24 protein-coding genes, 1 pseudogene and 1 riboswitch are annotated in these 25,118 nt (G+C 60.8%); of the genes and pseudogenes, 12 read left to right on the top strand and 13 right to left on the bottom strand.

The window, feature by feature from the left end; all coding sequences use genetic code 11:
* Positions 1-3 precede the first annotated feature (3 nt).
* The gene (gene cobW / locus BLP23_RS13685; protein ID WP_092585361.1) at positions 4-1,053 is read right to left on the bottom strand and encodes a cobalamin biosynthesis protein CobW; all 1,050 of its coding nucleotides are present in this window, start codon (positions 1,051-1,053) and stop codon (positions 4-6) included.
* A 4-nt stretch (positions 1,054-1,057) separates the two neighbouring features.
* A complete protein-coding gene (gene cobU, locus BLP23_RS13680; protein WP_092585360.1) occupies positions 1,058-1,582 on the bottom strand; it encodes a bifunctional adenosylcobinamide kinase/adenosylcobinamide-phosphate guanylyltransferase in 525 nt (174 codons plus the stop codon).
* Positions 1,583-1,899: 317 nt separating this feature from the next.
* Positions 1,900-2,291, bottom strand: a riboswitch (cobalamin riboswitch).
* Positions 2,292-2,454: 163 nt separating this feature from the next.
* Here cobU and BLP23_RS13670 point away from each other — a divergent pair.
* Positions 2,455-4,245 (top strand): chloride channel protein, encoded by a 1,791-nt coding sequence (locus tag BLP23_RS13670; RefSeq protein ID WP_092585358.1) that lies wholly within the window; start codon positions 2,455-2,457, stop codon positions 4,243-4,245.
* On the opposite strand, the gene BLP23_RS13665 is transcribed toward BLP23_RS13670, so the two are convergent.
* On the bottom strand, positions 4,242-5,696 hold the full coding sequence (locus BLP23_RS13665) for a cobyric acid synthase (RefSeq protein WP_092585357.1): 1,455 nt from the start codon (positions 5,694-5,696) through the stop codon (positions 4,242-4,244). The genes BLP23_RS13670 and BLP23_RS13665 overlap by 4 nt on opposite strands.
* 603 nt (positions 5,697-6,299) lie before the next feature.
* On the opposite strand from BLP23_RS13665, the gene BLP23_RS13660 reads away from it, so the two are divergent.
* Together BLP23_RS13660 and BLP23_RS13655 are read left to right on the top strand one after the other, a co-directional pair.
* On the top strand, positions 6,300-7,295 hold the full coding sequence (locus BLP23_RS13660; RefSeq protein ID WP_092585356.1) for a glycine betaine ABC transporter substrate-binding protein: 996 nt from the start codon (positions 6,300-6,302) through the stop codon (positions 7,293-7,295).
* An 88-nt stretch (positions 7,296-7,383) separates the two neighbouring features.
* On the top strand, positions 7,384-7,734 hold the full coding sequence (locus BLP23_RS13655; protein ID WP_092585355.1) for a hypothetical protein: 351 nt from the start codon (positions 7,384-7,386) through the stop codon (positions 7,732-7,734).
* 7 nt (positions 7,735-7,741) lie between these two features.
* On the opposite strand, the gene BLP23_RS13650 is transcribed toward BLP23_RS13655, so the two are convergent.
* Positions 7,742-7,897, bottom strand: coding sequence for an entericidin domain-containing protein (locus tag BLP23_RS13650; RefSeq protein WP_028739602.1), 156 nt, complete (start codon positions 7,895-7,897; stop codon positions 7,742-7,744).
* Positions 7,898-8,002: 105 nt separating this feature from the next.
* Positions 8,003-8,944, bottom strand: a complete 942-nt coding sequence (locus tag BLP23_RS13645) for a LysR family transcriptional regulator (protein WP_208603149.1) — start codon at positions 8,942-8,944, stop codon at positions 8,003-8,005.
* Between the two features lie 67 nt (positions 8,945-9,011).
* Here BLP23_RS13645 and BLP23_RS13640 point away from each other — a divergent pair, with 67 nt between their 5' ends.
* From BLP23_RS13640 to BLP23_RS13630, 3 genes and pseudogenes are all read left to right on the top strand, one after another.
* Positions 9,012-9,287 (top strand): hypothetical protein, encoded by a 276-nt coding sequence (locus BLP23_RS13640; protein WP_092585353.1) that lies wholly within the window; start codon positions 9,012-9,014, stop codon positions 9,285-9,287.
* Between the two features lie 108 nt (positions 9,288-9,395).
* Positions 9,396-9,813: pseudogene (locus BLP23_RS13635) on the top strand (phosphatidylethanolamine-binding protein).
* Between the two features lie 115 nt (positions 9,814-9,928).
* On the top strand, positions 9,929-10,372 hold the full coding sequence (locus BLP23_RS13630) for a hypothetical protein (protein ID WP_092585352.1): 444 nt from the start codon (positions 9,929-9,931) through the stop codon (positions 10,370-10,372).
* Between the two features lie 37 nt (positions 10,373-10,409).
* Here BLP23_RS13630 and BLP23_RS13625 read toward each other — a convergent pair whose 3' ends face one another.
* The 8 genes from BLP23_RS13625 to BLP23_RS13590 form a co-directional block, all read right to left on the bottom strand.
* Complete coding sequence (locus BLP23_RS13625; protein ID WP_074068664.1) at positions 10,410-10,598, bottom strand: hypothetical protein; 189 nt, start codon at positions 10,596-10,598, stop codon at positions 10,410-10,412.
* A gap of 379 nt (positions 10,599-10,977) precedes the next feature.
* Positions 10,978-11,664, bottom strand: coding sequence for a winged helix-turn-helix domain-containing protein (locus BLP23_RS13620; RefSeq protein WP_092585351.1), 687 nt, complete (start codon positions 11,662-11,664; stop codon positions 10,978-10,980).
* Positions 11,665-11,680: 16 nt separating this feature from the next.
* The gene (gene phoB / locus BLP23_RS13615) at positions 11,681-12,364 is read right to left on the bottom strand and encodes a phosphate regulon transcriptional regulator PhoB (RefSeq protein WP_022714998.1); all 684 of its coding nucleotides are present in this window, start codon (positions 12,362-12,364) and stop codon (positions 11,681-11,683) included.
* A 34-nt stretch (positions 12,365-12,398) separates the two neighbouring features.
* Positions 12,399-13,112, bottom strand: coding sequence for a phosphate signaling complex protein PhoU (phoU, locus tag BLP23_RS13610; RefSeq protein ID WP_092585350.1), 714 nt, complete (start codon positions 13,110-13,112; stop codon positions 12,399-12,401).
* A gap of 43 nt (positions 13,113-13,155) precedes the next feature.
* Complete coding sequence (gene pstB / locus BLP23_RS13605; protein WP_092585349.1) at positions 13,156-13,971, bottom strand: phosphate ABC transporter ATP-binding protein PstB; 816 nt, start codon at positions 13,969-13,971, stop codon at positions 13,156-13,158.
* A 13-nt stretch (positions 13,972-13,984) separates the two neighbouring features.
* Positions 13,985-15,271 carry a phosphate ABC transporter permease PstA gene (gene pstA / locus BLP23_RS13600; RefSeq protein WP_092585348.1) on the bottom strand — a complete coding sequence of 429 codons (1,287 nt, stop codon included), beginning with the start codon at positions 15,269-15,271 and terminating at the stop codon, positions 13,985-13,987.
* Positions 15,271-16,650, bottom strand: coding sequence for a phosphate ABC transporter permease subunit PstC (pstC, locus tag BLP23_RS13595; RefSeq protein WP_092585347.1), 1,380 nt, complete (start codon positions 16,648-16,650; stop codon positions 15,271-15,273). The genes pstA and pstC overlap by 1 nt, the downstream gene beginning before the upstream one ends.
* A gap of 61 nt (positions 16,651-16,711) precedes the next feature.
* Positions 16,712-17,749, bottom strand: coding sequence for a PstS family phosphate ABC transporter substrate-binding protein (locus tag BLP23_RS13590; protein ID WP_092585346.1), 1,038 nt, complete (start codon positions 17,747-17,749; stop codon positions 16,712-16,714).
* Positions 17,750-18,147: 398 nt separating this feature from the next.
* Between BLP23_RS13590 and phnC the strand changes: the two genes are divergently transcribed.
* The 6 genes from phnC (at position 18,148) to BLP23_RS13560 (ending at position 24,711) form a co-directional block, all read left to right on the top strand.
* Positions 18,148-18,993 (top strand): phosphonate ABC transporter ATP-binding protein, encoded by an 846-nt coding sequence (gene phnC / locus BLP23_RS13585; protein ID WP_092585345.1) that lies wholly within the window; start codon positions 18,148-18,150, stop codon positions 18,991-18,993.
* 86 nt (positions 18,994-19,079) lie between these two features.
* Positions 19,080-19,985, top strand: a complete 906-nt coding sequence (gene phnD / locus BLP23_RS13580) for a phosphonate ABC transporter substrate-binding protein (RefSeq protein ID WP_092585344.1) — start codon at positions 19,080-19,082, stop codon at positions 19,983-19,985.
* Between the two features lie 69 nt (positions 19,986-20,054).
* Positions 20,055-21,017 carry a phosphonate ABC transporter, permease protein PhnE gene (phnE, locus tag BLP23_RS13575; protein ID WP_092585343.1) on the top strand — a complete coding sequence of 321 codons (963 nt, stop codon included), beginning with the start codon at positions 20,055-20,057 and terminating at the stop codon, positions 21,015-21,017.
* Positions 21,018-21,027: 10 nt separating this feature from the next.
* Positions 21,028-22,557 (top strand): phosphonate ABC transporter, permease protein PhnE, encoded by a 1,530-nt coding sequence (phnE, locus tag BLP23_RS13570; RefSeq protein WP_092585342.1) that lies wholly within the window; start codon positions 21,028-21,030, stop codon positions 22,555-22,557.
* 354 nt (positions 22,558-22,911) lie between these two features.
* Positions 22,912-23,883: a DMT family transporter gene (locus BLP23_RS13565; protein WP_092585341.1), complete on the top strand. Its 972-nt coding sequence runs from the start codon at positions 22,912-22,914 to the stop codon at positions 23,881-23,883.
* Positions 23,884-23,946: 63 nt separating this feature from the next.
* Positions 23,947-24,711 (top strand): bestrophin-like domain, encoded by a 765-nt coding sequence (locus tag BLP23_RS13560; protein ID WP_092585340.1) that lies wholly within the window; start codon positions 23,947-23,949, stop codon positions 24,709-24,711.
* The last annotated feature ends 407 nt before the right edge of the window (positions 24,712-25,118 follow it).

Raw genomic sequence — 25,118 nt, 5'->3', positions numbered from 1 at the left:
GCCTTAGACGAGTGCCTGGATGGCCTTGCGGACGGTGATCTGATCCATCTCGTGCAGGCCGATCACCACAAGCCGTGTGCCGCGCGCTTCGCCCGGCGCCCAGGCGCGGTCGAAATAGTGGTCGATACGGCTTCCAACGGCCTGGACCTGCAACCGCATCTGCTTGCCCGCGACATCGGCAAAACCCTTCAGGCGCAGAACATCGTGCTCGGCGATCACGCCTTTCAGCTTCTCGGCGAAGCCTGCCGGATCGTGGATCGGCCCAAGCTCGACCACGAAGCTGTCGAACTCGTCGTGATCGTGCGGCGTGCCGGCCTCATGCTCCAGCTCGTGATGAGACTTGCGGTTGCCGATGTCCTCTTCAGTACCTATGCCAAGGCCGAGCAGCACGCTTGCCGGAACCTCGCCGTTCCTCGCCTCGATCAACGCCGGCTTGCGGGCGATGCGGGAAGCCACTTCGTGGCGTACGCGGCTGAGGCCTTCGCCGTCGAGGAGATCGGTCTTGTTGAGCACGATGAGGTCGGCGCAGGTCAGTTGGTCCTCGAAGAGTTCTTCGATCGGGCTTTCATGATCGAGCGAGGCGTCGTCTGCGCGGCGCGCATCCACCGCATCGTGATCGTCAGCAAAACGGCCGGCCGCGACGGCCGCGCTGTCGACGACGGTGATGACGCCATCGACGGTCACTTCGCTGCGGATATCCGGCCAGTTGAAGGCGGCAACGAGCGGCTGCGGCAGGGCAAGGCCGGAAGTTTCGATGACGATATGATCCGGACGCTGCGCGCGCTCGAGAAGCTTCGTCATCGTCGGAATGAAATCGTCGGCAACGGTGCAGCAGATGCAGCCGTTGGTCAGTTCGATGATATCGTCCTCAGTGCAGTTTTCCGCGCCGCAGCCTTTCAATACATCGCCATCGACGCCGAGATCGCCGAACTCGTTGATGATCAGCGCAATCTTCTTGCCGCCAGTGTTGGAAAGCAGGTTGCGGATCATCGTCGTCTTGCCGGCGCCGAGGAATCCGGTAATGACGGTTGCGGGGATCTTCTGCTGGCTCATAGGTTCAACCCTTCATTTTCAGCGGCAAACCGGCCGCGACGAAATACACTTCCGCGGCTTCCGCCGCTATCATCTGGTGCAGCCGTCCCGCATGATCGCGGAAATCCCGCGCCATGCGGTTTTCCGGCACGATGCCGAGGCCGACTTCATTGGAAACGACGACGAGCCGCGCTCTTGCCCTCGGCAACCACGCGGCAAGTGCCGCGAATTCCGCTGCCATGTCGCGCTCCTCCATGATCAGATTTGTGACCCAGAGCGTCAGACAATCGACGAGGATCGCCCGGCCCTCGCGGTCGATAATGGAGAGACGGGGGACGAGCTCCAGCGGCTCCTCATGCGTCGTCCAGAGCGGTCCGCGAGCGTTTTTGTGGCTCTCGATCCGCTGACGCATTTCCTCGTCCCAGGCCCGGCCCGTCGCGACGTAGTGGCGCTCAAGGCCGCTATCGGCAATCACCTGCTCAGCAAAACGGGATTTGCCGGAACGCGCGCCGCCGAGGACGAAGGCGGTGCCGCATGTGGAATGCGTCATCTGGAGGCCTGCGGCGTCAGGAACGGCGCTGCCGAGGTATAGCGCAGCCAACCCTCATTCCTGTGCTTGTCACAGGAATCCAGTGCCCCCAAGACCTTCGGCGCGGAAAACACCTTCGAGATGGCTGTTTCATTCACGGCGCGGACGCGCCGTGGCTGGATTCTTGTGACAATCCTCGCGTTAAACCCGAGGACAGCAATGCGGAACGTCGAAAGTGCTGTGTCCCGCAAAGACGCCACAAAATGCAGCATGGAATTCCATCGTTGAGCCATGACAACCTCCGTGCTGGCAGCGGGGAACATGCCCCAGAACGGGCTCTTTGCCCGGCACGCATGGCAGGTCTCCTGGCTCGCGGGTATCGGCGACCGGGGCGACCATCTAAGGTCGCCCCTGATCGCGCCAGTGGATCTTCCTTGCCTTCCCGGCTGCATTCTCGTGAAAAGGCGGACGATTCGTAGAAATAGAGGCGTCCTGCCCCGGCTGATCACAATGCATTTCCAGTGGCTTTTCCGGCGCCCCAGCCACTTCAGCTGATCCGCACATGCGAAACAGCCGTGAATTGGCCTGAATGCCGGACAGAAGACCCTGACCGCTCTACAGTCGCGGGGTCGGCTGTGATAAAGACGCCCGGCTTGGGTCCGTCCCTTCACATTCCCTTTTCATCCGCAACGGCATCTGCCGCCCCGGAACCATCCGTAAGAAATCCATCGTTAGGCAAGCCGCCATCCGAAGTCAATTGCGAGGACCCAAATGAGACCGGCGGCGAACAGCTTCCAATTCGCGGTGCCTTTCGCGCCGGGCTTTCGCCATATTTCGGGAGCAAGCGCCGCTATCGCCCTTGACGCTGTTGGCCGCCACCTAGTTCTTTGCATATGCTCACGAAATTGAATTTCCCGCGCCTCTACCGGCTCTACCGCCTGCTCGACGCCGGGCGGCTTCGTGCGCTTGCCCGCCGCAGTGAAATGGGTATGGTGTTCGCAGGGATCGCCGTCGGCGTGACGTCGGGCCTGGCTGTCACCGGCATGAGCCTCCTGTCGCGCGAGCTGCACCGCTTGATCTTCGGCATCAGCGACATCGAACGGCTGAGTTCTTCGCAGACAAACGACAAATTCCTGCTTCTGATGGCGCCGGTCTGCGGCGGGATTCTGCTCGGCCTTCTATTTTTCATTCTCGCGCGAACCCGCAAGAAGCCCATGGTCGATCCCATCGAAGCAAACGCTTTGCATGGTGGACGGCTGTCGCTGACGGACAGCATCATCGTCGCCGTGCAGAATCTGGTTTCGAACGGCTTCGGCGCCTCCGTCGGCCTCGAGGCCGGCTATGTTCAGCTCGCGGCGGGTATCGCCTCCAAGCTCGGACTGAAGCTGCAGCTCCGCCGTGCAGATCTGCGCGTCCTTGTCGGCTGCGGCGCAGCGGGGGCGATCGCGGCGGCCTTCAACGCACCACTGACAGGCGCCTTCTATGCGTTCGAGCTCATCATCGGCACCTACACGATCGTTGCGCTGACGCCGGTCGTCGTTTCCGCGCTCGTCTCGACGCTCGTCGCGCGCCTGCTGGCGGGAAGCGATTTCATGATCGATGTCGGTGAATTCGGCACCGTGGTTCCGGCTGATTATGTCCCTGCCCTGTTGCTTGGCGCCTTCTGCGCCGGCGTCGGCGTCCTGATCATGCAGGGCGTAGCCTTTATCGAGGAGCTGGCGCGCAAAAGTTCCGTTCCGACGCCGCTTCGTCCGGCGCTCGGCGGCATCGTCGTCGGCCTTCTGGCGATGATTACGCCGCAGGTGCTTTCGGCGGGCCATGGCGCGCTGCATCTGAACCTTGGGCGTGATGTTGCCGTCCCGGTCCTGATCGGTCTTCTCCTGCTGAAATCCTTCGCATCAGCGATCTCCATCGGTTCCGGCTTCAGGGGCGGCCTCTTCTTCGCCTCACTCTTCATGGGCGCGCTGCTCGGCAAGCTTTTCGCCTATTCTGCCCCCTATTTCGCCCATGCGACGCTGACGCCCGTGATCTATGCCGTGGTCGGTATGAGTTCGCTCGCCGTTGCGGTCATCGGAGGACCGCTGACGATGACGTTCCTGGCCCTTGAGATAACCGGAGACTTTCCGATCACCGCGCTGGTACTTGCGGCCGTCATCACCTCGTCGCTCGTCGTGCGCAACACGTTCGGCTACTCCTTCGCGACATGGCGTTTCCATCTTCGTGGCGAAAGCATCCGCAGCGCCCATGATGTCGGCTGGATCCGCAATCTGACGGTCGACAAGCTGATGCGCTCGGACGTCAAAACGGCCAAGGCCAGCATCACGATTGATGAATTCAAGAAGGCCTTCCCGATCGGATCGAGGCAGCGCGTCATACTCGTCGACGACTCCGACAAATATGCCGGCATCGTGCTCGTTCCGGAAATCTACGCGAGCCCGGTCGACACCGACGACGAGGGCAAGGATCTGAAGGACTTCATTCGCTACCGGAACGACTTCCTGCAGCCGCAGATGAACGCAAAGCAGGCGGCGGCGATCTTCGACAAGACGAAGAGCGAAGCACTCGCCGTACTCAACAATCTGATCGAGCGCCGCGTCGTCGGCCAGCTCAGCGAAAGCTATACGCTTCGCCGCTACAGCGAAGAGCTCGACCGCAGACGCCGCGAGGTCTCCGGCGAAATCTAGCCAAGAAATCCGGCCAGCCAGCCTTTGTCGAGATGGGTTTCGAGTTCGTCCGCGACCTCGTCGAGCGCCTGATCGACGCTTTGACGGTAGCTCCGCCGTTCGCCGGATAGGCCGAAGCTCTCGAGGAGCTTGCCGCGATAGGCATCGCTGCCGAAAAGGCCGTGCAGATAGGTGCCCATGATCCGGCCGCCAGCAGATACCGCGCCATCGGCCACACCGTCGATCACCGCTGATGGCCTAGCGCAGTCCGGCCCGGTCGTGACACCCAGATGGATCTGGTAGCCGGCAAGCGGAACGCCGTGTTCGGCCGAGACCGCCAGGCTGTTCCGCACGGTCTTTTCCGGCGCCATTTCGGTCTCGACATCAAGCAATCCGAGACCCGGTGTCGCAGTGCTCGTCCCCTCGATGCCGAGCGGATCGCGAACCGTGCGCCCGAGCATCTGATACCCGCCGCAGATGCCTATGACCCGCCCGCCACGCCGAACGTGCGTCTCCAGATCGCGATCCCAGCCGGCAGCGCGCAGATCACGCAGGTCGGAAATCGTCGATTTCGACCCGGGCAGGATCACCAACGCTGCATCGCCCGGCAGCCGGTCTCCCGGCTTCACGAAGACGAGCTCGACATCCGGCTCGGCACGCAGAGGATCGAGGTCGTCGAAATTGGCAATGCGCGGCAGAACCGGAACGGCGATCTTCAACGCACCGGGGGCGCCCCGGGCGAGTCGCTCCAGCACAACGGCATCCTCCGCCGGCAAGCGGGCGGCCGCCTTCAGCCAGGGCACCACGCCGAAACACGGCCATCCGGTGAAACGATTGATAGCTGCATTGCCGTCATCGAAGAGCGAAACATCGCCGCGGAACTTGTTGATGATATAGCCGGAAATCATCGCGCGGTCGTCATCTGAAAGGATCGCGTGCGTGCCGGCAAGAGAGGCGATCACGCCGCCACGATCGATATCGCCGACAAGCACGACAGGCACCTTGGCGCGGGTGGCAAAGCCCATATTGGCGATATCGCCGAGACGCAGGTTGATTTCGGCCGGCGAGCCCGCACCCTCGACGATGACGACATCGGCGCCTTCCGAGACGATCGCAAAGCTCTGCAGCACATGCTCAAGAAGCAGCGGCTTTAACCTCTGGTAGTCACGGGCTTTCGCCTGCCCGAAGACCTTGCCCTGTACGATGACCTGGCTGCCGTTTTCAGATTGCGGCTTGAGGAGAACCGGATTCATGTGTATCGACGAGGACGTGCGCGCCGCAAGCGACTGCAGCCACTGCGCCCGGCCGATCTCCCCGCCGTCATCGGCGACAGCCGCGTTGTTCGACATATTTTGAGGCTTGAAAGGCTTCACCTTGAGGCCGCGATTGGCCGCAAGCCGGCAAAGCCCTGCAACGAGTACCGTCTTGCCGACATCCGAGCCGGTTCCCTGCAACATGATCGACTTGGTCATGCGATGAGGCCTACAACGCGGCATGATCCGCGGTCAATCGTCTGTCCGAAATGCGAAAACCGCGCGGGCTGGCGGGCGCGCGCGGTTTGCCGAAAACTCTGGCGTATTCGCCAATACACGGCGAAACTCGTATTCTCCGGGACGCACTACCTGATCCGGAGAAAGCGGCGGTTGTCCCCCGCCGTGATTCAACTGATAACGTGACATTCTTACCGGAGTGTTATTGCGGAACTCGGCAATCGCGGATTTCGACTTTTTTTGACATTTTGCCGGTTCTCGATCTGCATGCAGTTCATTGAGGGCGTTTTGCCTCAAGCTCGGATGCAAGTTTTCGCTTGCGGATCAGCGGGAATATTAGATCATTGAAATCAGTCATTTAGCTCAAAAATTTTCGGCCACAAGCGGATTTCAATTGCCGTGTCAAGGGCGTAGGCTGGGAAGTAATCGGAATGTTCCAGGCCGCGGTCGCGATGGACAAAAAAGCATTGCACCTGAAATTGCGACGGCAAAACGACTGCATTTCATTCATTGAACGAACGCATTGCGCGGTTAGTATTACATCCAAAAGCTGCATGTCAGCATCAAAAACTGGGGAACAAGCGAATGAAGATCATCCTGGCTTCGCTGTTTATTGCCGTAGGTTTCGTGGCCGGCGGCCGCGCCGCGCGGGCTGATTGCGGTAATGTTGCGATCGCGGAGATGAGTTGGGCCTCGGCGGCGATTGCCGCCAACTTCGACAGCTTCATTCTTAAAAACGGCTATGGATGCAATGTCAGGACCGTGGCGGGCGATACAGTACCCACTTTTGCTTCGATGGATCAGAGCGGCGAACCCGATATCGCACCGGAACTCTGGACCGCGTCTGTCAGGACTCAACTCGAGACGGCAGTGAAGAGCGGGCGCCTGATCCAGGCCTCCGAGATTTTGTCGGATGGCGCAATCGAAGGCTGGTGGATCCCGAAATTCATCGCCGATGCAAATCCCGACATCCGCTCCGTGCAGGATGCCCTGAAAAGACCAGACCTCTTTCCCGCGCCGAAGAATGCCTCCAAGGGCGCCGTCCACAATTGTCCGCCGGGCTGGAGCTGCCGGATTTCGACAGCCAATCTCTTCAGAGCCTTAAACGGCGAGAAGGCCGGTTTCGAGCTGATCGACAGCGAAAGCCCGCAAAGCCTGGACGATTCGATCGGTGCGGCCTTCGACGCCAAAGTCGGCTGGCTCGGCTATTACTGGGCACCAACAGCGATCCTCGGCAAATACGACATGACACTGCTCAGTATGGGTGTCAGCCACGACAAGGCGGAATGGCTGGCCTGCACCTCGGTCGAAGGCTGCGCGCGTCCGCAGCTTAACGCCTATCCCGTCTCCCAGGCCTTTACCGTCGTCACCAAGGCCTTTGCCGACCGTGCCGGTCCGGAAGTCGACTACTTGCGTTCCCGCACCTGGGACAACAACACCATAAACGACATTCTGGCGTGGCAGGACGAAAACCGGGAAAGCAGCGAGAACGCCGCGCTCTATTTTCTGCGTAACTACCCCGAACTCTGGACGCGGTGGATGCCGGCTGCCGTGGCTGAAAAAGTGAAGGCCGCTCTTTGAGCAATTCAGCCTCGCGTAGGCTATCGCTCCTAGGCTGATGGCTCTTCAAACGACTGCCGGGCCATGGCAGCAACGCAATGGATGACCGATGACGCCAGCCGCTTCCTTTCCCGATCGCGAGACTGTTGCCAGCAAATTTGCAGGCGCTTCCGAAGCGGACAGGTTGTATCTTGCGCTGCTCATGGAAAATGCAGCGCAAGACGACAGCCTGGTCGACGGCTTGCATCGGTATCTGGATCTTGCCGCGGCTGCGCCTTTTCTTAATTCTCTGAAACTGGAAAATACCGGAATGTGGATTGGTGAAGCCGCACCGGCGCGGCTTCAGATCCGTTTGACGGAAGCGGCGAAATCAAGCCAGCATCCTGCCTATCTTGCTTTCCGCACTGGCCTTAACCGATCGGGCGGCCTCGAACGCGCCTACCCTGCCGCAACGATCTGAAAAGATTTTAGCGGCGTGCGGCGCGGTTGACCGAATGGCCGGCATCCTGTGTCGCATTGACGGCGTTTGCCGTATCACGGCCCATGCCACGGATGGTATTGCCGCAGGAAGAAAGCGCCAGAAGCAGCATCAGCGCTGCGCCGATTTTGACCGTTATCGTCATTTTGGAAATCCTCTTTCGCAAACTAGAAATCGCGCGACCTAAGCAGCCTGCGCTGCTCCGGCCGTTCAACGCGCCAAAATCCAATAAAGTTCCTCGCCGTCCGGATCAAGCAGCGGCGGCCTTTGCCTTTTCCGCGAAAGCAAAGCGGATGCTGTCGGCAACCGCCTCCATTGGGCCCGAGAGCTGCGAGGCCGTCAGCAGCCGGATGTCGAACGAGCCGAGTTCAGGCAGGCCTTCCTGCGCACCGAGCATCACCATGCCATCCGCCACATAGGAGCGCGGCAGGGGCGCGATCGCAAGGTCGGAAAGCACGGCGGCGCGCTGCGCCATCGTATGGCCGCTGAGATAGGCGACGCGGTAAGGCCGCTTGTTACGCTCAAGCTGCGCCAGTGCCTCCTGGCGCCAGATGCAGCCATCCTCCCAGATCGAGATCGGCAGGGGATCGCGCCTGTGGGCAGTACCGCATTTGGCGCCTGCCCAGACAAGGCGCTCACGAAACACGATCTCCCCGCCGGTCGGGAATGGCCGCGTGGCGCAATTGATCAGCGCCAGATCCAACCTCTGCTCTTCCATGCGCTTCTTGAGGCCGAGGCTCATGTCGATCGTCACGTCGACCATGATGCCCGGATAGCTCTCCGCGAAGCTCTTCAGGATACTTGGCAGCAGCCGCTCGCCGATATCCTCCGGCGCACCGAGCCGCACGACGCCGCTGAGTTCGGGCATGATGAAGCGAGAGACCGCCTCGTTGGAGAGCGCCAAGATATTGCGAGCGTAGGTCAGCAAGAGCTCGCCGTGCTGCGTCAGCGTCACCGAACGCGCATCACGCATGAAGAGCGTCGCGCCGAGCTGTTCCTCGAGCTTCTTGATCTGCATGGAAACCGCCGACGGCGTGCGGAACACAGCTTCGGCTGCAGTTGAAAAATTACCTGTTTCCGCAATGGCGACAAAGGTTCTTAGAACATCATTGTCGAGCAAGGGGATCGGGCGGCGAAAGGGCATAGTCATCGTCGCATCTTTCAATTTTTCTGATATTAAGCACCATATCATTTCGTTTGTTTGAAAGTCAACGCAAAGCTATTTTAGCATCATGGCTCGATAAACAAAGGAGGCTATAATGACCGAGGCTGCACACAGCATTCTGGACATCTTCTTTGCGTTCAGGGCAAGGCAACTGCAGCGCACCACCTGGGAAAACACTATGCGGCAGATGACCGCGCTACCCAGCCACTTGATCGCTGATGTCGACCCATATGCGCTCAACAATACCCGAGAAGGGGTCACGCACCCTTCCGCTTCTCAACAGAGTTCTGCACGCTTGGCGATACAAACGCTGCATGAAATGCGGTTCACGCCCGGCTCGTCCGCCGCCAGCTATCATCGCAAAGTTTAGCTGGCTCCCAGGTGGCAAGTGTGGATTTTGCCTCCCACCGAACCATTGTGCCGCCAGACTTTCAACGCTGAAATCAGGAGGATCATTTTAAGCGTTGGACGTACTGACTTGGTCGGGCTTCCATGGCAAACGAGCGATTGCGTCACGGCCGCCCAGTCCGAAATGAAACTGACCTCAAAAGACCTCACGGCCGGCAAGCCCCAGGCCGACGCCAGGTCTTCAAAGGATTTGGCTGCGGGTGGCAACGTCTCCCAGACCCTTCCTGGTCCGGAGCGGCGGCCCGCACCAAGAGCTTCGCCATCATGGCTTATGATCTGGATGCTCCGACCGGTTCCGGCTGGTGGCACTGGACGATGTCCACCCTGCCCTCCACCGCCTCCGAACTCCACCGGGCGGGCAGCGATAGCAAGCTTCCTGAAGGCGCTGTACATCCCCTCGATGAAAAAGCCCCGCCGCCACGGTCGGCCTCTTCGTCCGTGCCGGTACGCTGGATCAGGCGAGTATCGAGGTCACGTACCAGCCCTGATCCCACCGTCGCGGGGCAAATGATCGTGACAAAGCCGCAGCTTTCGCGCCACTTGCGGCATCCTTTGAACAATCAGCCAGTTTCCGCGTTCATTTGAAGGGCGGAGGAGCTCGTGATGTCATACGGATCGCCGAGTGCTTTTGGTGACACCTGGTGCCGGTACAGCCCGGACACCGAGACCCTGGAGGCCGCTCATGACCTGGTGGACCAGTACCTCGTGTTCGCCGAGGAAGCCCAAGTGGGAAATGACATCATCGACGAGATCGAGCTGCCAGTCCCAAAGCCTGTCTTGATCAAGTCGTTTGGCCTCGTCATCGCTGCCGAGCACCGTCCGCAGATAAGAACTCTGCTGATCAAGGCCGGCATGACGCTTGCCCAGTATCGCGACGACGTCGGACCACGGATTCGGTTAAAGCCTACGACACCGCATGGCAGGCCGCGGACGGCCCGATCGCGGGAATGCGAGCGCCGTCTGGAAAAGAAGCTTGTGGCGGTCGCTGCAGAACGGATCAACCTCGGCGCGTTCTATCGCCGTGCTTTTATGGAGGCCATACATTGACGCCAAGTGCGGTCGCATCTTGCCTTGGCCGCGGCGTTCAGATCGCCGCCTGCATCAGGTAGAGGGATCGTTCCGGAGGAAGCTGTGCAACCATCTTCATCATGATCTTGGGATCGACATGGGGAACCGATCGCAATTGGCCGTCCCGGTAGATGATCGTCAAGACGCGCGTCTCTTCGTCATAATCGAGTTCAGCGATCGTTTTCGTGTACACCAGGAACCGCATGCCGTTACACCTCGCCGGTCAATAGAACATCACCAAGGTGATAGTGCCAACCATGACCCACCCGGAGACGATAATCAGGGACATTCTCAACAACGCCGTCTTGATCGTCATGGAATACTCCAAATCGCTTCAACCAAATAGCTGTAGCCTGGGACGAGCGTGGCCTATCGGGCCCGACGCCTCATCCCGGCTTGGATTATATGGGTGACGCCCTTAGGCGAGCATGGCAGCCGAAGGCGAATCACCTCCAGCGCGACTAAGCACACCCTAATATAGGCAGTCGCGTGAAATCGACGTGACACACGCATTGCGAGAACACAGTATCGCGCACCTCAATCTGCGCGCACAGCGATGGGATAGGATCGGAACCTGATCCAGATCAGAAGTCGCCCAGTGCGTAGCCGGCGCCACGCACCGTCCGGATCACCTTGTCGGTCTTGCCGAAACTGATGCCCTTCCGGAGACGCCCTATGTGCACGTCGACAGCGCGCTCATCGACACTGGCATCGTTACCCCACAGCGATGCCCTCAATTCCGATCGGGAGTGGACGCGGCCGGGGGACTTCATCAGAAACTCGAGCAGCCTGAACTCGGTGGGACCGAGCTTGACCTCTTTCTTCTGCCTGTGAACCCGGCGAGCGTTCTTATCGAGCGTCAGATCCCCGACCTTCAGCGTGCTCTCCAGCAGCGCTGGATTGAGACGCCGCAGGAGGTTCCGCAAGCGGATGAGGAGTTCCACGGGAGAGACTGCCTTAATGAGGCAGTCGTCGGCTCCGGCGGACAGGACGGCCAACCGGTCCTGCTCGAAGGCCGAGTCCAGGAGCACTACGATCGGAAGGCGGGCGGTCGCTTCAGTCGTCCGGAACTGGCGGCATGTCGAGATTGCCATCGAGCCAGGAGCCGGCGCACCGAATATTACCGCATCAGGCAGCCGCAACGCCACGAGCTCGACCAACGACGCATGCGGTTGAAGACAGTTCACCGAATATCCTTCTGTCTCCAGAGCATGCTTCAGTGTCGTGAGCAGATCTTCGTCCTGCTCGACAACAAGTATCCGCACCGACATTTCTCTGGTCTCCCTGCTATGCTTCCATCGAATATCCTGCGCCGCGGACGGTGCGGATGACGTCCTGCATGTTGGAGAAGTTCAGCGCCTTGCGCAGGCGGCCGACATGGACGTCCACGGTGCGCTCGTCGACATAAATGTCGTGGCCCCAGACACCGTCCAGAAGCTGCGAACGCGAGAAGACGCGGCCGGGCGACGACATCAGGAATTCCAGGAGACGGAATTCGGTCGGGCCGAGACGAACTTCGCGGCTCTTGCGGTGAACACGATGCGTTTCGCGGTCGAGTTCGATATCGCCGCATTTCAGCACCGTAGAGAGCACCTCGGGCTTGGCGCGGCGCAGCATCGCCTTGACGCGGGCAACGAGCTCGGGCGTAGAGAACGGCTTGACCACGTAGTCGTCGGCGCCGGTGGAAAGGCCGCGCACACGCTCGCTTTCCTCGCCGCGCGCCGTCAGCATGATGATCGGCAGGCGCTCCGTTTCCGGACGCATGCGCAGGCGGCGGCAAAGCTCTATGCCCGACACACCCGGCAGCATCCAATCGAGGATCAGAATGTCCGGCGTTCGCTCCTGAAGCCTTATTTCGGCCTCGTCGCCGCGCAGGATGGTGTCGACCTCGAAACCTTCGGCCTCAAGGTTATAGCGAAGAAGCACGCTCAGTGCTTCTTCGTCTTCAACGACTGCAACTCTCGGGATCATTCGGTTCTGTCTCCTGAGGGCCGGTTCGGAATTGTCATTCCGTGACCGCGCCGACGGTGTTGGCAGTGTCGTCCTTCGGACGTTCGCCTTCCGGCTGTGCGCCGGTCGCCATGTAATAGATCGTTTCGGCAATGTTGGTTGCGTGATCGCCGATGCGCTCGATGTTCTTCGCGCAGAAGAGAAGATGCGTGCAGCTCGTGATGTTGCGCGGATCTTCCATCATGTAGGTCAGCATCTCGCGGAACAGCGAGGTGTACATCGCGTCGATCTCCTCGTCGCGCTCGCGGATCGACTTCGCCTTGTCGGCTGAACGCGATGCATAGACGTCGAGTACTTCCTTGAGCTGGACCAGCGCCAGTTCGGAAAGATGCTCGAGACCGCGGGCGAGCTTGCGCGGAACGCCGGTGCTCTGCACCGCGATGACACGCTTGGCGGTGTTCTTGCCGAGATCGCCGACGCGCTCGAGATCGGCCGCGATGCGGATCGAACCCATGATCTCGCGAAGGTCGGAGGCCACCGGCTGGCGGCGGGCGATCGTGACGACCGCCTTGTCGCCGATCTCGCGCTCCGCATGATCCATGATCACGTCGTCGGAGATGACCTTCTGAGCCAGGCCCGCATCGCCGTGGACCAGCGCGCGGACGGCGTCCGACACCATCTGCTCGGCAAGCCCGCCCATTTCCGAGATGCGGCGGGACAAGAACTTCAGATCGTCGTCGTAGGCGGAATAGATATGGGTCGATGCCATGAGGAACGTCCTTGATTGTCTCTACGGTTTCCGACGCCAAAGATCAGCCGAAGCGGCCCATGATGTAATCCTGAGTGCGCGGGTCGTCCGGATTGGTGAACATCTTGTCGGTGTCATTCTCCTCGACGAGATTGCCGAGGTGGAACATGGCGGTGCGTTGCGAAACGCGGGCCGCCTGCTGCATCGAGTGCGTCACGATCACGATGCTGAAGTTCTCGCGCAACTCATGGATCAGCTCCTCGACCTTGGCGGTCGCGATCGGATCGAGCGCCGAGCACGGTTCGTCCATCAGGATGACTTCCGGGCTGACGGCGACTGCGCGTGCGATGCACAGGCGCTGCTGCTGGCCGCCCGACAGACCGGTGCCGGATTCTTGCAGGCGGTCCTTGACCTCGTTCCAGAGGCCGGCCTTGTGAAGGCTGCTTTCGACGATCTGATCAAGGTCAGCCTTCGACCTCGCAATTCCATGGATGCGGGGTCCGTAAGAAACGTTCTCGTAGATAGACTTCGGGAACGGGTTCGGCTTCTGGAAGACCATGCCGACGCGAGCGCGCAGTTCCACGACGTCGATGTCCGGATCGTAGATATCCGCGTCGTCCAGCTTGATTTCGCCCGTGACGCGGCAATTGTCGATCGTATCGTTCATACGGTTCAAGCACCGCAGGAAGGTAGACTTGCCGCAGCCCGACGGACCGATGAGTGCGGTAACGGTGTTTTCGCGGACGTTCAGGTTCACGTCGAAAAGCGCACGCTTCTCGCCGTAGTAAACAGACACCGTCTTGCCGACCATCTTGTAGGCGGTCGCGTTCATTTTCTGCTCCAGAGCCTTCTCAACTGCTGTCTCGGTCAACATGTTCATAATCCTTACTCCGTTACCAGCGGCGCTCAAAGCGCTGTCTGAGGAAGATGGCGATTGCATTCATCAATATGAGGAAGCCCAGAAGCACGAGGATTGCGGCGGAGGTTCTCGAGACGAAACCGCGCTCCGGGCTGTCCGCCCACATGTAGATCTGGCTCGGAAGGGCCGTCGAGGCGGCGAAGATACCATCTGGCGGGCTCGTGATGAAGGCATTCATGCCGATGAGCAGCAGCGGTGCCGTTTCGCCAAGAGCTCGCGCGAGCGAGATGATCGCGCCGGTCATGACGGTCGGCATGGCGAGCGACAGCACGTGGTGGAAGATCATCTCGTGCTTGGAGGCGCCGACCCCGAGGGCCGCCTCGCGGATCGAGGAAGGCACCGCCTTCAGCGAGACGCGTGTGACGATAATGAGCGTCGGCAGCGTCATCAGCGAGAGAACAAGGCCGCCGACGAGCGGAGACGACCGCGGCAGGCCGAAGCCGTTCAGGAAGACGGCGAGCCCGAGGAGACCGAAGACCACCGAAGGGACCGCCGCAAGGTTGTTGATGTTGATCTCGATGAGGTCGGTGAAACGGTTCTTGGGAGCGAACTCTTCCAGGTAGATCGCCGCCGCGATGCCGATCGGGAAGCTGATCGCGAAGCAGACCAGCAGCGACCAGAACGATCCGGAAATTGCGCCGGCCAGACCGGCCAGTTCCGGGAAGCGGCTGTCGGCATTGAGGAAGAGCGCCCAGTTGAACGGGCTGGAGATCACGCCCTTGGATACGAGCTGGTCCAGCATGCCGATCTGCTCGTCGCTGATGCGCCGCTGGCTCTCGGGCGTGTCCCGGCTGATCTCGCCTTTGACGAACTGGTCGGCCTGGTCGGACAGCGGAATGACGATGGTGCTCGGACCCTTGAGGCGCGCGGGATCCTTGATGACTGCATCGCGGACGAGGAACGGTGCCGACGATGTGAACAGATCGAAGTAGGCCTTCTCCTGTCTGCGAGGCAGGTCCCCAATCTGGGTGCGCAACGCGTCGCGCACGGCGCCGCGCCAGTCGGCCTTCATCAGGTCGCTCGTATCGAGTTCCGCCTTGCTGAGGTCGATGCTGACGGTGGCGACGGTCTGGGTGAACGCCTTGTACCCGGTGAATGTCAGCGAGCCAACGAGGAAGGCGAGGAAGCCGAGCGCGAAGACGATGGCGATCAGCCCATAGGCCCGGAGACGGCGTTCGGCTGCATAGCGGGCCTTTCGGCGCGCCTTCATTTCATCCGAATGCCAGTTGAAGCGCGTTCCGGCGACTGCGGTCGTGGACATCAGTATTTCTCCCGGTACTTGCGCACGGTGCGCAGCGCAATGAGGTTGAGACCGAGCGTGATTAGGAAGAGAACGAGGCCAAGGGCGAAGGCTGCCAACGTCTTCGGGTTGTCGAACTCGGAGTCGCCGATCAGCAGCGTGACGATCTGGACGGTCACGGTGGTGACCGCGTCGAATGGGTTGAGAGTGATCTTCGCGATCAGACCGGCCGCCATGACGACGATCATCGTTTCGCCGACCGCGCGGCTAAGCGCAAGAAGAACGCCGCCGATAATGCCCGGCAAAGCAGCCGGCAGCAGGACCTTGCGGATCGTTTCTCCCTTCGTTGCGCCAAGGGCCAGCGAACCGTCGCGCATGGCACGGGGCACTGCGGCGAAGGCGTCGTCCGAAAGTGAGGAGATGAACGGGATGATCATCACGCCCATGACAAGGCCGGTGGCAAGCGCGCTGTTCGGCGACGAGGGTATCCCGACGGACGCGCCCAGAGCCCTGATAGCGGGGGCGACCGTCAGCACGGCGAAGAAGCCATAGACGACCGTCGGTACGCCTGCGAGAATTTCGAGAAGCGGCTTCACGACCGCGCGGAAGCGCGGATGGGCGTATTCCGTCAGATAGATAGCCGACAAGATGCCCGTCGGAACCGCAACCAGCATGGCAATCGCCGAGATGACGAACGTCCCGAAGATGACTGGAAGGACGCCAAACGCGCCCTGCCCCGCCACCTGGTCCGCGCGCATCGCGATCTGAGGCTCCCAACGCAGGCCGAAGAGGAATTCGGTCACGGGAACCTTGGCGAAGAAGTGCAGTGCTTCGAAGACGAGCGAGCCGACGATGCCAAGCGTAATGATGATCGCCATGAGCGAGGAGAACATCATGAACCCCGTCACCGCCGTTTCGACACTGTGGCGGGCGCGATACCGTGGGCTGATCACCTTCATGCCAAGGAACGCACCCACGGCGACGATGCACAGGCTGATGGCCGTCATCAGAGAGGTGGAATAGGTCTGGAGCGACCGAAGATGTTCGGCCGCGGCAGCGACTTCAGGCGACGGCTGGCGGAACAGATTTCCGGCGGCAACCTGGCGGATTTCCCCGATCAGCAGCGACTGTGCGGCACCGTCCATAGCTTCGGAGCCCGGATACGACGCGAGCACAAGCTGATTGATGACGCTGGACTGGAAGGCGAGCCAGAGAAGAAGAAAGATGAAAGCGGGGACAGCGGTCCAAATCGCGGCATTGAGACCGTGGTAAATCGGCCGGGAATGCGCCTTGATGCGGCTCGTTCCTGCCGTCGTCGCGACGGCGAGGGCGCGCGAGCCTCCGAAGTAGGCCGCGATCACGGCCGCGGCAACCAATACGAGGAAGAGATAACCGGACATGTTGCCCCCATGTGAGAAGAAGCCGCCCGCGGGGTTCGCGGGCGGCCGGTGAAGTTCGATATTACGAGCCGATCTTCTTGGCTTCCATGACAGCCTTCTCGACTTCCGCACGCTTGGATTCGTCGAGAGGCGTCAGGCCGCGTTCGGCAAGGTAGCCGTCCTCGCCCATCGAAGACTTGGAAGTATATTCTTCCAGGAACTCCTTCAGGCCAGGAATGACGTCGCGATGCGCATTCTTGACGTAGATGAAGAGCGGGCGGGATACCGGATAGGAGCCGTCCTTGATGGTCTCGAAGCTTGCCTCGACGCCTTCGATCTTGATGTCCTTGAGCTTGTCTTCGTTCTCATAGAGGAACGAATAGCCGAAGATGCCAACGGAATTCGGATCGGATTCAAGACGCTGAACGATGAGGTTGTCGTTTTCGCCGGCTTCGATGAACGGACCGTCCTGGCGCATGCGCGAGCAGGCTTCCGTGTATTTCTTCTCGTCGGCCTTCTTGAGGTCAGCCATGCCTGCGGTCTTCTCGCAGCCCGGATGCATGACCAGTTCGACGAAGGCGTCGCGGGTGCCGGATGTCGGCGGCGGGCCGAAGGCTACGATATTGACGTCCGGAAGGGACTTGTCGATGTCGGACCACTTCTTGTTCGGGTTGGCGACGAGGCCGCCCTTGCCGTCGGGAAGCTGGGCAGCGAGTGCCTGGAAGATCTGAGCTTTGGTCAAGTTCCAGTCACCCGTGTTGGAGCGGGAGACGGCGACCGAGAGGCCGTCATAGCCGATCAGCGCTTCGGTGATGTCGGTCACGCCGTTGCCGGCGCAGAGCTTGACTTCCGATTCCTTGATCGCGCGGGAAGCACCCGTGATATCAGCGAAGTCTTCGCCGACGCCGCCGCAGAAGGCCTTGAAGCCGCCGCCGGTGCCGGTGGACTCAACGACGGGAGCGGGCTTGCCCGTCTTGTTGGCAAACTCTTCAGCGACGGCCTGTGTGTAAGGAAACACGGTGGAGGAGCCGACGATCTTGATTTGATCGCGAGCCGATGCGACGCCTGCGGTTGCCAGCAAAATAGCGGCGACTGCGCAGCTTCCGAGATATTTCTTCATGGATACTCTCCCGTAGAATTTAACGATGACGCTTCGGCGTCGGCTCCCGTCTATAGGCACCACGTAACAGTTTTGTGACAGTTTTGTTTCAATTCATTGTCCGGGAAAGAAGGCATCAGCGATGCGCGCCGGCTGCCTCAGAGGGGCCGGCTTTTAGGTATCGGACCAAAATCAAATTAGACAAACAGAGTCAATGCCTTCCCGACACTTGCCCAGTCTGATTTTAAGCTTAGCCAGCAGGTTCTGGCGTCCGGGCAGAAAAGGGCTGGCCAACACATCCATTGTCCGTCGCACAGCAAAGGGAAAATCGGCAACATTATAAAAGTGACATAAAACCGACATTACACCGTTAAGAACGCGGAATATGTCCCCTCAGACGCAATGACGAGGGACGCGCGATGCTGGAAATAACGGATTTGACCCGGCGGTTCGGTGGCAAGACAGCGGTCGACCAGACGACCTTGAGAATACCGCAGGGTCAAATGGTCGGCATCATCGGCCGCTCGGGCGCCGGCAAATCCACGTTTCTTCGCATGATCAACCGCCTGCAGGAGCCGACTTCCGGCTCCATCCGATTCAGCGGCGTCGAAGTCTCTGCTCTACGCGGCGAAGCCCTGCGCAACTGGCAGCGCGATTGCGCGATGATCTTCCAGCAGTTCAATCTCGTCCCTCGCCTCGACGTTTTGACCAATGTCATGCTCGGCCGCCTCAATCATCGCCCAACCATGCTGAGCCTCCTCAACATCTTCAGCCGCGACGAGCGCATTCATGCAATTGCGGCTCTGGAGCGCCTCGGCATCGAACAGACGGCGCTGCAGACCGCCGGCACGCTGTCCGGCGGCCAACAGCAGCGCGTGGCGATCGCGCGCGCCCTGATGCAGAACCCGAAGATGGTGCTCGCCGACGAGCCGATCGCCTCGCTCGACCCGCTGAACGCCAAAATCGTCATGGATGCGCTGCGCGACATCAACGAGCGCGAGGGCATCACCGTCATCACCAACCTGCATACGCTCGATACGGCGCGCAACTATTGCGAACGCATCGTCGGCATGGCTGCAGGCCGCGTCGTTTTCGACGGCAAGCCTTCGGAGCTGACCGCGGCTGCGGTCAAGGAAATCTACGGCACTGACAGGGATGGCGCCGGCATCGACGAGACCATGACGTCTACCTCGATCAACGTGCCTGCGCCAGCCACGGCTCAAGCGTCCGCCGGCCTGCAACCGGTTGCCCTGGCAGGCCTCTGAGGGGGGCCGCGATCGACCGCCCGCGTCAAGGGCACACTTCTTCTAACAGCAAGACCACCGGGGAACCGGTCAATCAGGAGAGAACCATGTTGAAGAAAGCACTCTTCGCCGCGACAGCGCTTCTAGCGCTTGCCGGCGCTGCCGCAGCCGAAGATCTCAAGGAATTCCGCGTCGGCATTCTCGGCGGCGAAAACGAGGCTGACCGCCTGCGCAATTTCCAATGCCTGTCGGAAAAGCTTCCCGCCGCGATCGGCGTCGAGAAGGTCTCCTTCTTCCCGGCAGCCGACTACGACGGCGTCGTCCAGGGCCTGCTCGGCGGCACGCTCGACTACGCAGAACTTGGCGCCTCCGCCTATGCCAAGGTCTATCTCGCCAATTCCAAGGCCGTCGAACCGATCCTCACGACCGTCCAGACCGACGGCGCAACCGGCTACTACTCAGTCATGGTCGCCCGCAAGGACAGCGGCATCAAGAAGCTTGAAGACATGAAGGGCAAGAAGCTCGGCTTTGCCGATCCTGACTCAACCTCCGGCTACCTCGTTCCCCTCGTCACGCTGCCTGAAGCCATTGGCGCTCCGGTCAAGGAATACTTCTCTTCCACCAGCTTTGGCGGCGGCCACGAGAACCTCGTCTTGGAAGTCGTAAAGGGCAACTTCGACGCGGGCACCACCTTTGCGTCGGGCGTGGGCGAGTTCAAGGATGGCTACAGCTCCGGTAACCTTCGCAAGATGGTCGACAAGGGCATTTTGAACATGGACGACCTCGTCGAACTGTGGAAGTCGCCGCTCATCCCGAATGGTCCGGTCGTCGTGCGTTCCTCGCTGAACGACGACATGAAGGCCAAGTTCAAGGCATTCATGATGGACCTGCCGAAGTCCGATCCGGCCTGCTTCTCGGCAATCCAGGGGGGCGACTTCAAGGGCTTTACCGAAGTCAACGTAGACTTCTACAAGCCGATCATCGACGTCCGCAAGGCAGCCATTGGCGGCTGATGCCGTTTCCTCTCGCAAAGCCGCCGGATCCTCCGGCGGCTTTGCCATACCCCACACGACAGGCTGAAGATGAGCGACACTGCGCTGCGCCACCCCCCGAGTGAAACCACAAGCTTGATCGAACGGCATTGGCACGAGCTTGCCTCCCGGCGCCGCGGCCAGACGTTCCTTGCCCTCGTTCTCGTCGCTACCTTCACGGCCGGCTCACTGTGGTTCGCCAACGAGACCAACGCGGGCAAGTTCTGGGACCGCCTACCCTACCTTGCCGACTTCGTCGGCGACCTCGTCCCCCGCGACGCGTGGGAGCCGGTGCGCGCCCTGTTCGATCTCCCCTCCCCCTATTACGACGGCAGCCAGAAGTACGACTACCCCGAGGGCCGGTTCTACGTCACGCAAACCCTCTACGTTCCGCAATATGTCGAAAAGATCGTCGAGACGGTGAACATCGCCATCTTCTCCACGGGCGTCGGCTTCTGCCTGGGATTTGCACTCTGCTTCTTCGCGGCGAGGAACATGATGCCGAATACCTATGTCCGGGGGGCGGTGCGCCGTTTCATGGAGATCCTGCGAGCGTTTCCCGAGGTCGTCATCGCGGGATTTTGCCTCGCGATCCTCTCGCTCGGACCGGTCCCGGCGATCATCGCACTATCCGTCCACACCACCGGAGCGCTGGGAAAGATGTTCTTCGAGGTGGTGGAGAATGCCGACATGCGCCCTGACGAAGGCCTGCGGGCCGTCGGCGCGACCTGGCTCGAACGGGTCTGGTTCGGAATGGTGCCGCAGGTCATGCCCAACTTCGTGAGCTATTTCCTCCTGAGGCTCGAGATCAACGTGCGGGCGTCCACGATCATCGGTGCGGTCGGCGGCGGCGGCATCGGCGAACTTCTCAGGCTTTCGATCGGACAGGGTCATCCGGCAAAGACTCTTGCAATCGTATTCCTCCTTTTCTGCACCATCATTGCCGTCGACCAGTTCTCCGCATGGCTGCGCAGAAAGCTGGTCGGCGAGCAGTCGTTCCGCGCCGTCGCATGAGGTTGCATCGATGAACACGCTTTCGCCCGTCCAAAAGGCCGACATCGCCGCGCGCCACCCTCAGCTCGTCGACACGACCTCGCTGCGCCGCTACCGCGCACCTCTTCTCGTCATTCTCGCTGCCGGCTATGTGGCGTTCTCGTTCTGGTTCTTTGCGTTCGCAAAGGTTTTCTCCCAGGCCGACTACTCGATCGCCGGCACCTATCTTGCCGACTGGATCTCCTTCGAGGTCCGTCCCGAGATCGACATGGCAGCCGACGGGACCATGAAGATTTCCTATTCGCGGTTCGATCCGCTCGGCGAACATCCAAGCCCCGAGTGGGTGCAGACCGAAAAATCCGTCGTCACCCATCAGACCGGTAGGGCCACACCGACGGCCAGCCCGTCCGAGCTGCAGACGAAGCCGAAAAGCAGCATATCACTGATGGCTCCCGGTGCGGCTATGGGATCGTCCACATCTAATGGGTCCGGCTCGTCCGCGCAGGCCCCGGCGGCGACCGCTCCGGCAACCGTCACCGAGGAGGTTGTCACACGGGCGCAGATCGCCATGAGCAGCAGTTCCTCAATCGAAATGACTGCCAATAAGGCGGTGTTGACGAGAGGCGAAGAAACGGTCGTCGTGCCGATGGGCAGACCCGACATCCGCGTTGACGCTCCCCTTCCGGACTGGGCGTCGCAGAGGCGGCCGGGCGAGAAGATCATCGCCAGCTTCGGATTCGCCGGCTGGGCGGAAGTCACGACCAACGACGTCAAGGTCCACAAGCGGTTTCTCGGGTGGGCGAATTTCCTGTTCGACACGCGGTCTCCCTTCTTCGGGAAGTCATATTCCGAGATTGCGAGCCTCATCCTCAGCGGTCCACGCATCGACCCGGAGCGAAGCAACCTCGCTCTCGCCTGGGACAACATCCTCTACAACAGCGAATGGCAGCACCTCGACGTCTGGACCAAGCTCCTGCAGACCATCGTGATGGCGTTCGTCGGCACGCTGTTCGCCTCGCTCGTCGCTTTCCCCCTGGCATTCGTGGCGGCACGCAACATCACGCGCAACCGCCCTGCGAACCAGGTGACGAAACGGTTCTTCGATTTCCTTCGATCCGTCGACATGCTGATCTGGGCGCTTTTCTTCACACGCGGCTTCGGGCCTGGGCCTTTGGCCGGCATCTCGGCGATCTTCTTCACGGACACCGGGACGCTGGGCAAACTGTATTCGGAATCGCTTGAGAACATCGACGAGAAGCAGCGCGAAGGCGTCCGCTCCGTCGGAGCGTCGCCGATTGCGGTGCAGCGGTTCGGTGTCCTGCCGCAGGTGCTTCCTGTCTTCGCGTCCCAGGCCCTCTACTTCTGGGAGTCCAACACGCGCTCCGCGACGATCATCGGCGCCGTCGGCGCGGGAGGAATCGGCCTCAAACTCTGGGAGGCGATGCGCACCAACCAGGACTGGGAGAACGTCGGCTACATGGTGCTCCTGATTCTGATTGTCGTGTTTGCCTTCGATGCCATCTCGAATGCGATCCGGTCACGTCTGATGGGGCGCCGCTGAACGCTTGGCAGCAGGCGTTTGGTTCTTGTGTCAGCTCGCTGAATGACCATCTACGATAAGTGCTCTTAAAGAGAATGATCGAGGTTTTCTCCTCGAATGCGTCTTTTGCTCATCGCTCAATATGAGTGAAATTGACCATCGCGGAATTCAACCTCCTGATCGCATTCCTCAAAGCGCCGCAAAAGCGGCTAAGGCTCGTCGGCGATCGGTCCCAAGCAGCCAGCGGCTAGTCATCGCGAAATGCAGCGTTTTATCGTAGCCGGCCCGCCGACGCTGGAGGTCGTCCTCGCGCAATAGGCGGAGTGCCGCCGCCTTCATCTGTGCAGCGCACGGGAACTGTGGCATAACTTGGCCATGGCGAAACATGTCTTGGCGGTCCATCGCGACACGGTCGGGACGGAAAAGGCGGCGGGCGGTTCGCTTGCAGCCGCCTATTCCGTGGGGGTTTTCTGCTGGCTGCTGTCGGCCGGCGTCTATATCGCCGCGAAATGGGTCTCTTCGGAAATGCCGCCCTGGGCGCTTTGCTTCTGGCGCGTGCTGATCGCCTGGGCGATCCTGATGCCGATCGTGTACCAGCATTTCGGCGCCATGGTCGCGCTCGTGCGGGCTCGCGGCCTCGAGTTGCTCGCCATCGGCGGTATGGGACTTGCGATCTGCCAGGGACTGATTTTTGTCGGCCTCGAACATGCCGATGCCACTACCGCCGGCATCATCATCGCCCTGATCCCGATCATCACCATGATTCTTGCCCGTCTCGTTCTGGCTGAGCCGATGGGACGCTGGCAGGTGATCGGATCGATCCTCGCCTTTCTCGGGATCGTGGTCATCATCGTCAAGGGCAGCCCGGCTGCGCTCTTACGTCTCGACCTCAATCCCGGAGAGCTGTGGATCGTCGTTGGCGCGTTCTGTTTCAGCCTCTATACCGTCCTGCTCCGCCGAGCGAAATTCGATGTGAATCGCCTCGCGCTCCTGGTACTCCTTCTCGGTGCGGCGGTGCTGACGGCCCTGCCTTTCTACTTGTTTGAGCTTGTCTCCGACGAGCGCTCGACGCTGAATACTAGCGGCCTTATCGCGCTCGGCTATGTCGCGATCCCGGGCGGCGCGGTTATGTATTATCTCTTCAATCGCAGCATCGAGGCCCTGGGGGCGGCGCGGGCGGGCGTGCTGCTTTACATCCAGACGATCTTTATCGCCGTGCTCGCCTACCTGTTCCTCGGCGAACAGTTGCAACGCTATCATCTCGAAGGCGCGGCACTTATAGTCGCCGGCTTGCTTCTCATCATCCTGCTGAAGCCAACGACCAGAGCGGAGGCGACCAAAGCCTGAGGACGAACGCAATGGCTTTCCTAGTGACCGCTTCTGGATAAAATCAACTGCGGAGATGTCGAGATGGGCTCGATTTTAATCGGCGGGACCGTGTTCGTGTGCCTTGTCGGGGCGGCGCTGCTTGCTATGTTTCTTCGCGAACGCATACCGAGTCATCATCTCGATTCCGACTCCAAGGACGTGATTCGGCTGGCGACGGCTATCGTCGGAACGCTGTCGGCGCTCGCCCTCGGTCTTCTCATCGCGTCGGCGAAGAACGACTACGACACCACGGACGCCGAACTTCGAAGCTCGGTCGCGCAAGTGTTACTGCTTGACCGCGTCATGGCCCAGTACGGAACCGAGACCGCGATGGCTCGCGCCCGACTACGCGATCTCATCGAGGCCAGACTGAGGCATGGGTGGGGCGATGCAAACCCGGACGAGCCCGTCGTCGATCCCTACGACGTGTCGCAGACCATCGAGCCCATTCAGGCCGAACTTCGCGCGCTGGTTCCAAAGGACGACGCTCATCGCATGATCCAGACGCGCGCCCTCGAGGTGAGTGGCAATCTTGCAGAAGCGCACTGGATGGCGGTCGAGACCGACGCCGAGGGACTGCCGACCGCGTTTCTCGTAATCCTGGTGTTCTGGCTCGCATGGCTGTTCGCGACGTTTGGACTTCAGGCCCCCGCAAATCCCACCGTGGTAGGCGTGATCCTGGTATGCTCGTTGTCGGTGGCCGCGGCAGTTTTTCTTGTGGTCGACATGGCGCACCCGTACATCGGGGTTATCCACGTCTCAGACGCGCCGTTGAGGTCCGCCCTCGCCCATGTCGGTAATCGGTAGCGTGGCTTTTCGGGGTCGCCCGCCGACGATGGCGAACCCAAACCAGATCGATTTCAAACGTGGCATAAAGAGATCGTCGTCTTCAAGCTGTCCGCGCGCCTCGTGCAACAGCGGCCGTTAGTCGCACAACCACCCGCCAGCGGCCAGGCCTGAGCGTCGCGCCAGCCCAGTCGATGTTCCAGTCGGCTCGTCGCAGCCGCAGTCGTAGATTTCGGTCCGGTTCGTGCCCTCTAGCGCGGTGTTGAACATCGTCATGCTGGCCCAGACGTCGGGGCGCGCCCTGTTCAGGTAGAGCATGGGGTTCGTCGCCAGGCGGCCCAGGTGCCACAGGCTGGCGCTCGCCGCGAGGTCGCGGTCTCGAATCGCCCCCGGCCACGTCGAAGCCTTCGGGAACGATGAACGAGAAC

Source organism: Rhizobium mongolense subsp. loessense (assembly GCF_900099775.1).
Lineage (GTDB): Bacteria > Pseudomonadota > Alphaproteobacteria > Rhizobiales > Rhizobiaceae > Rhizobium > Rhizobium loessense.
The sequence above is the reverse complement of the archived record's forward strand: the minus strand, read 5'-3'. Positions and strand labels throughout refer to the sequence as shown.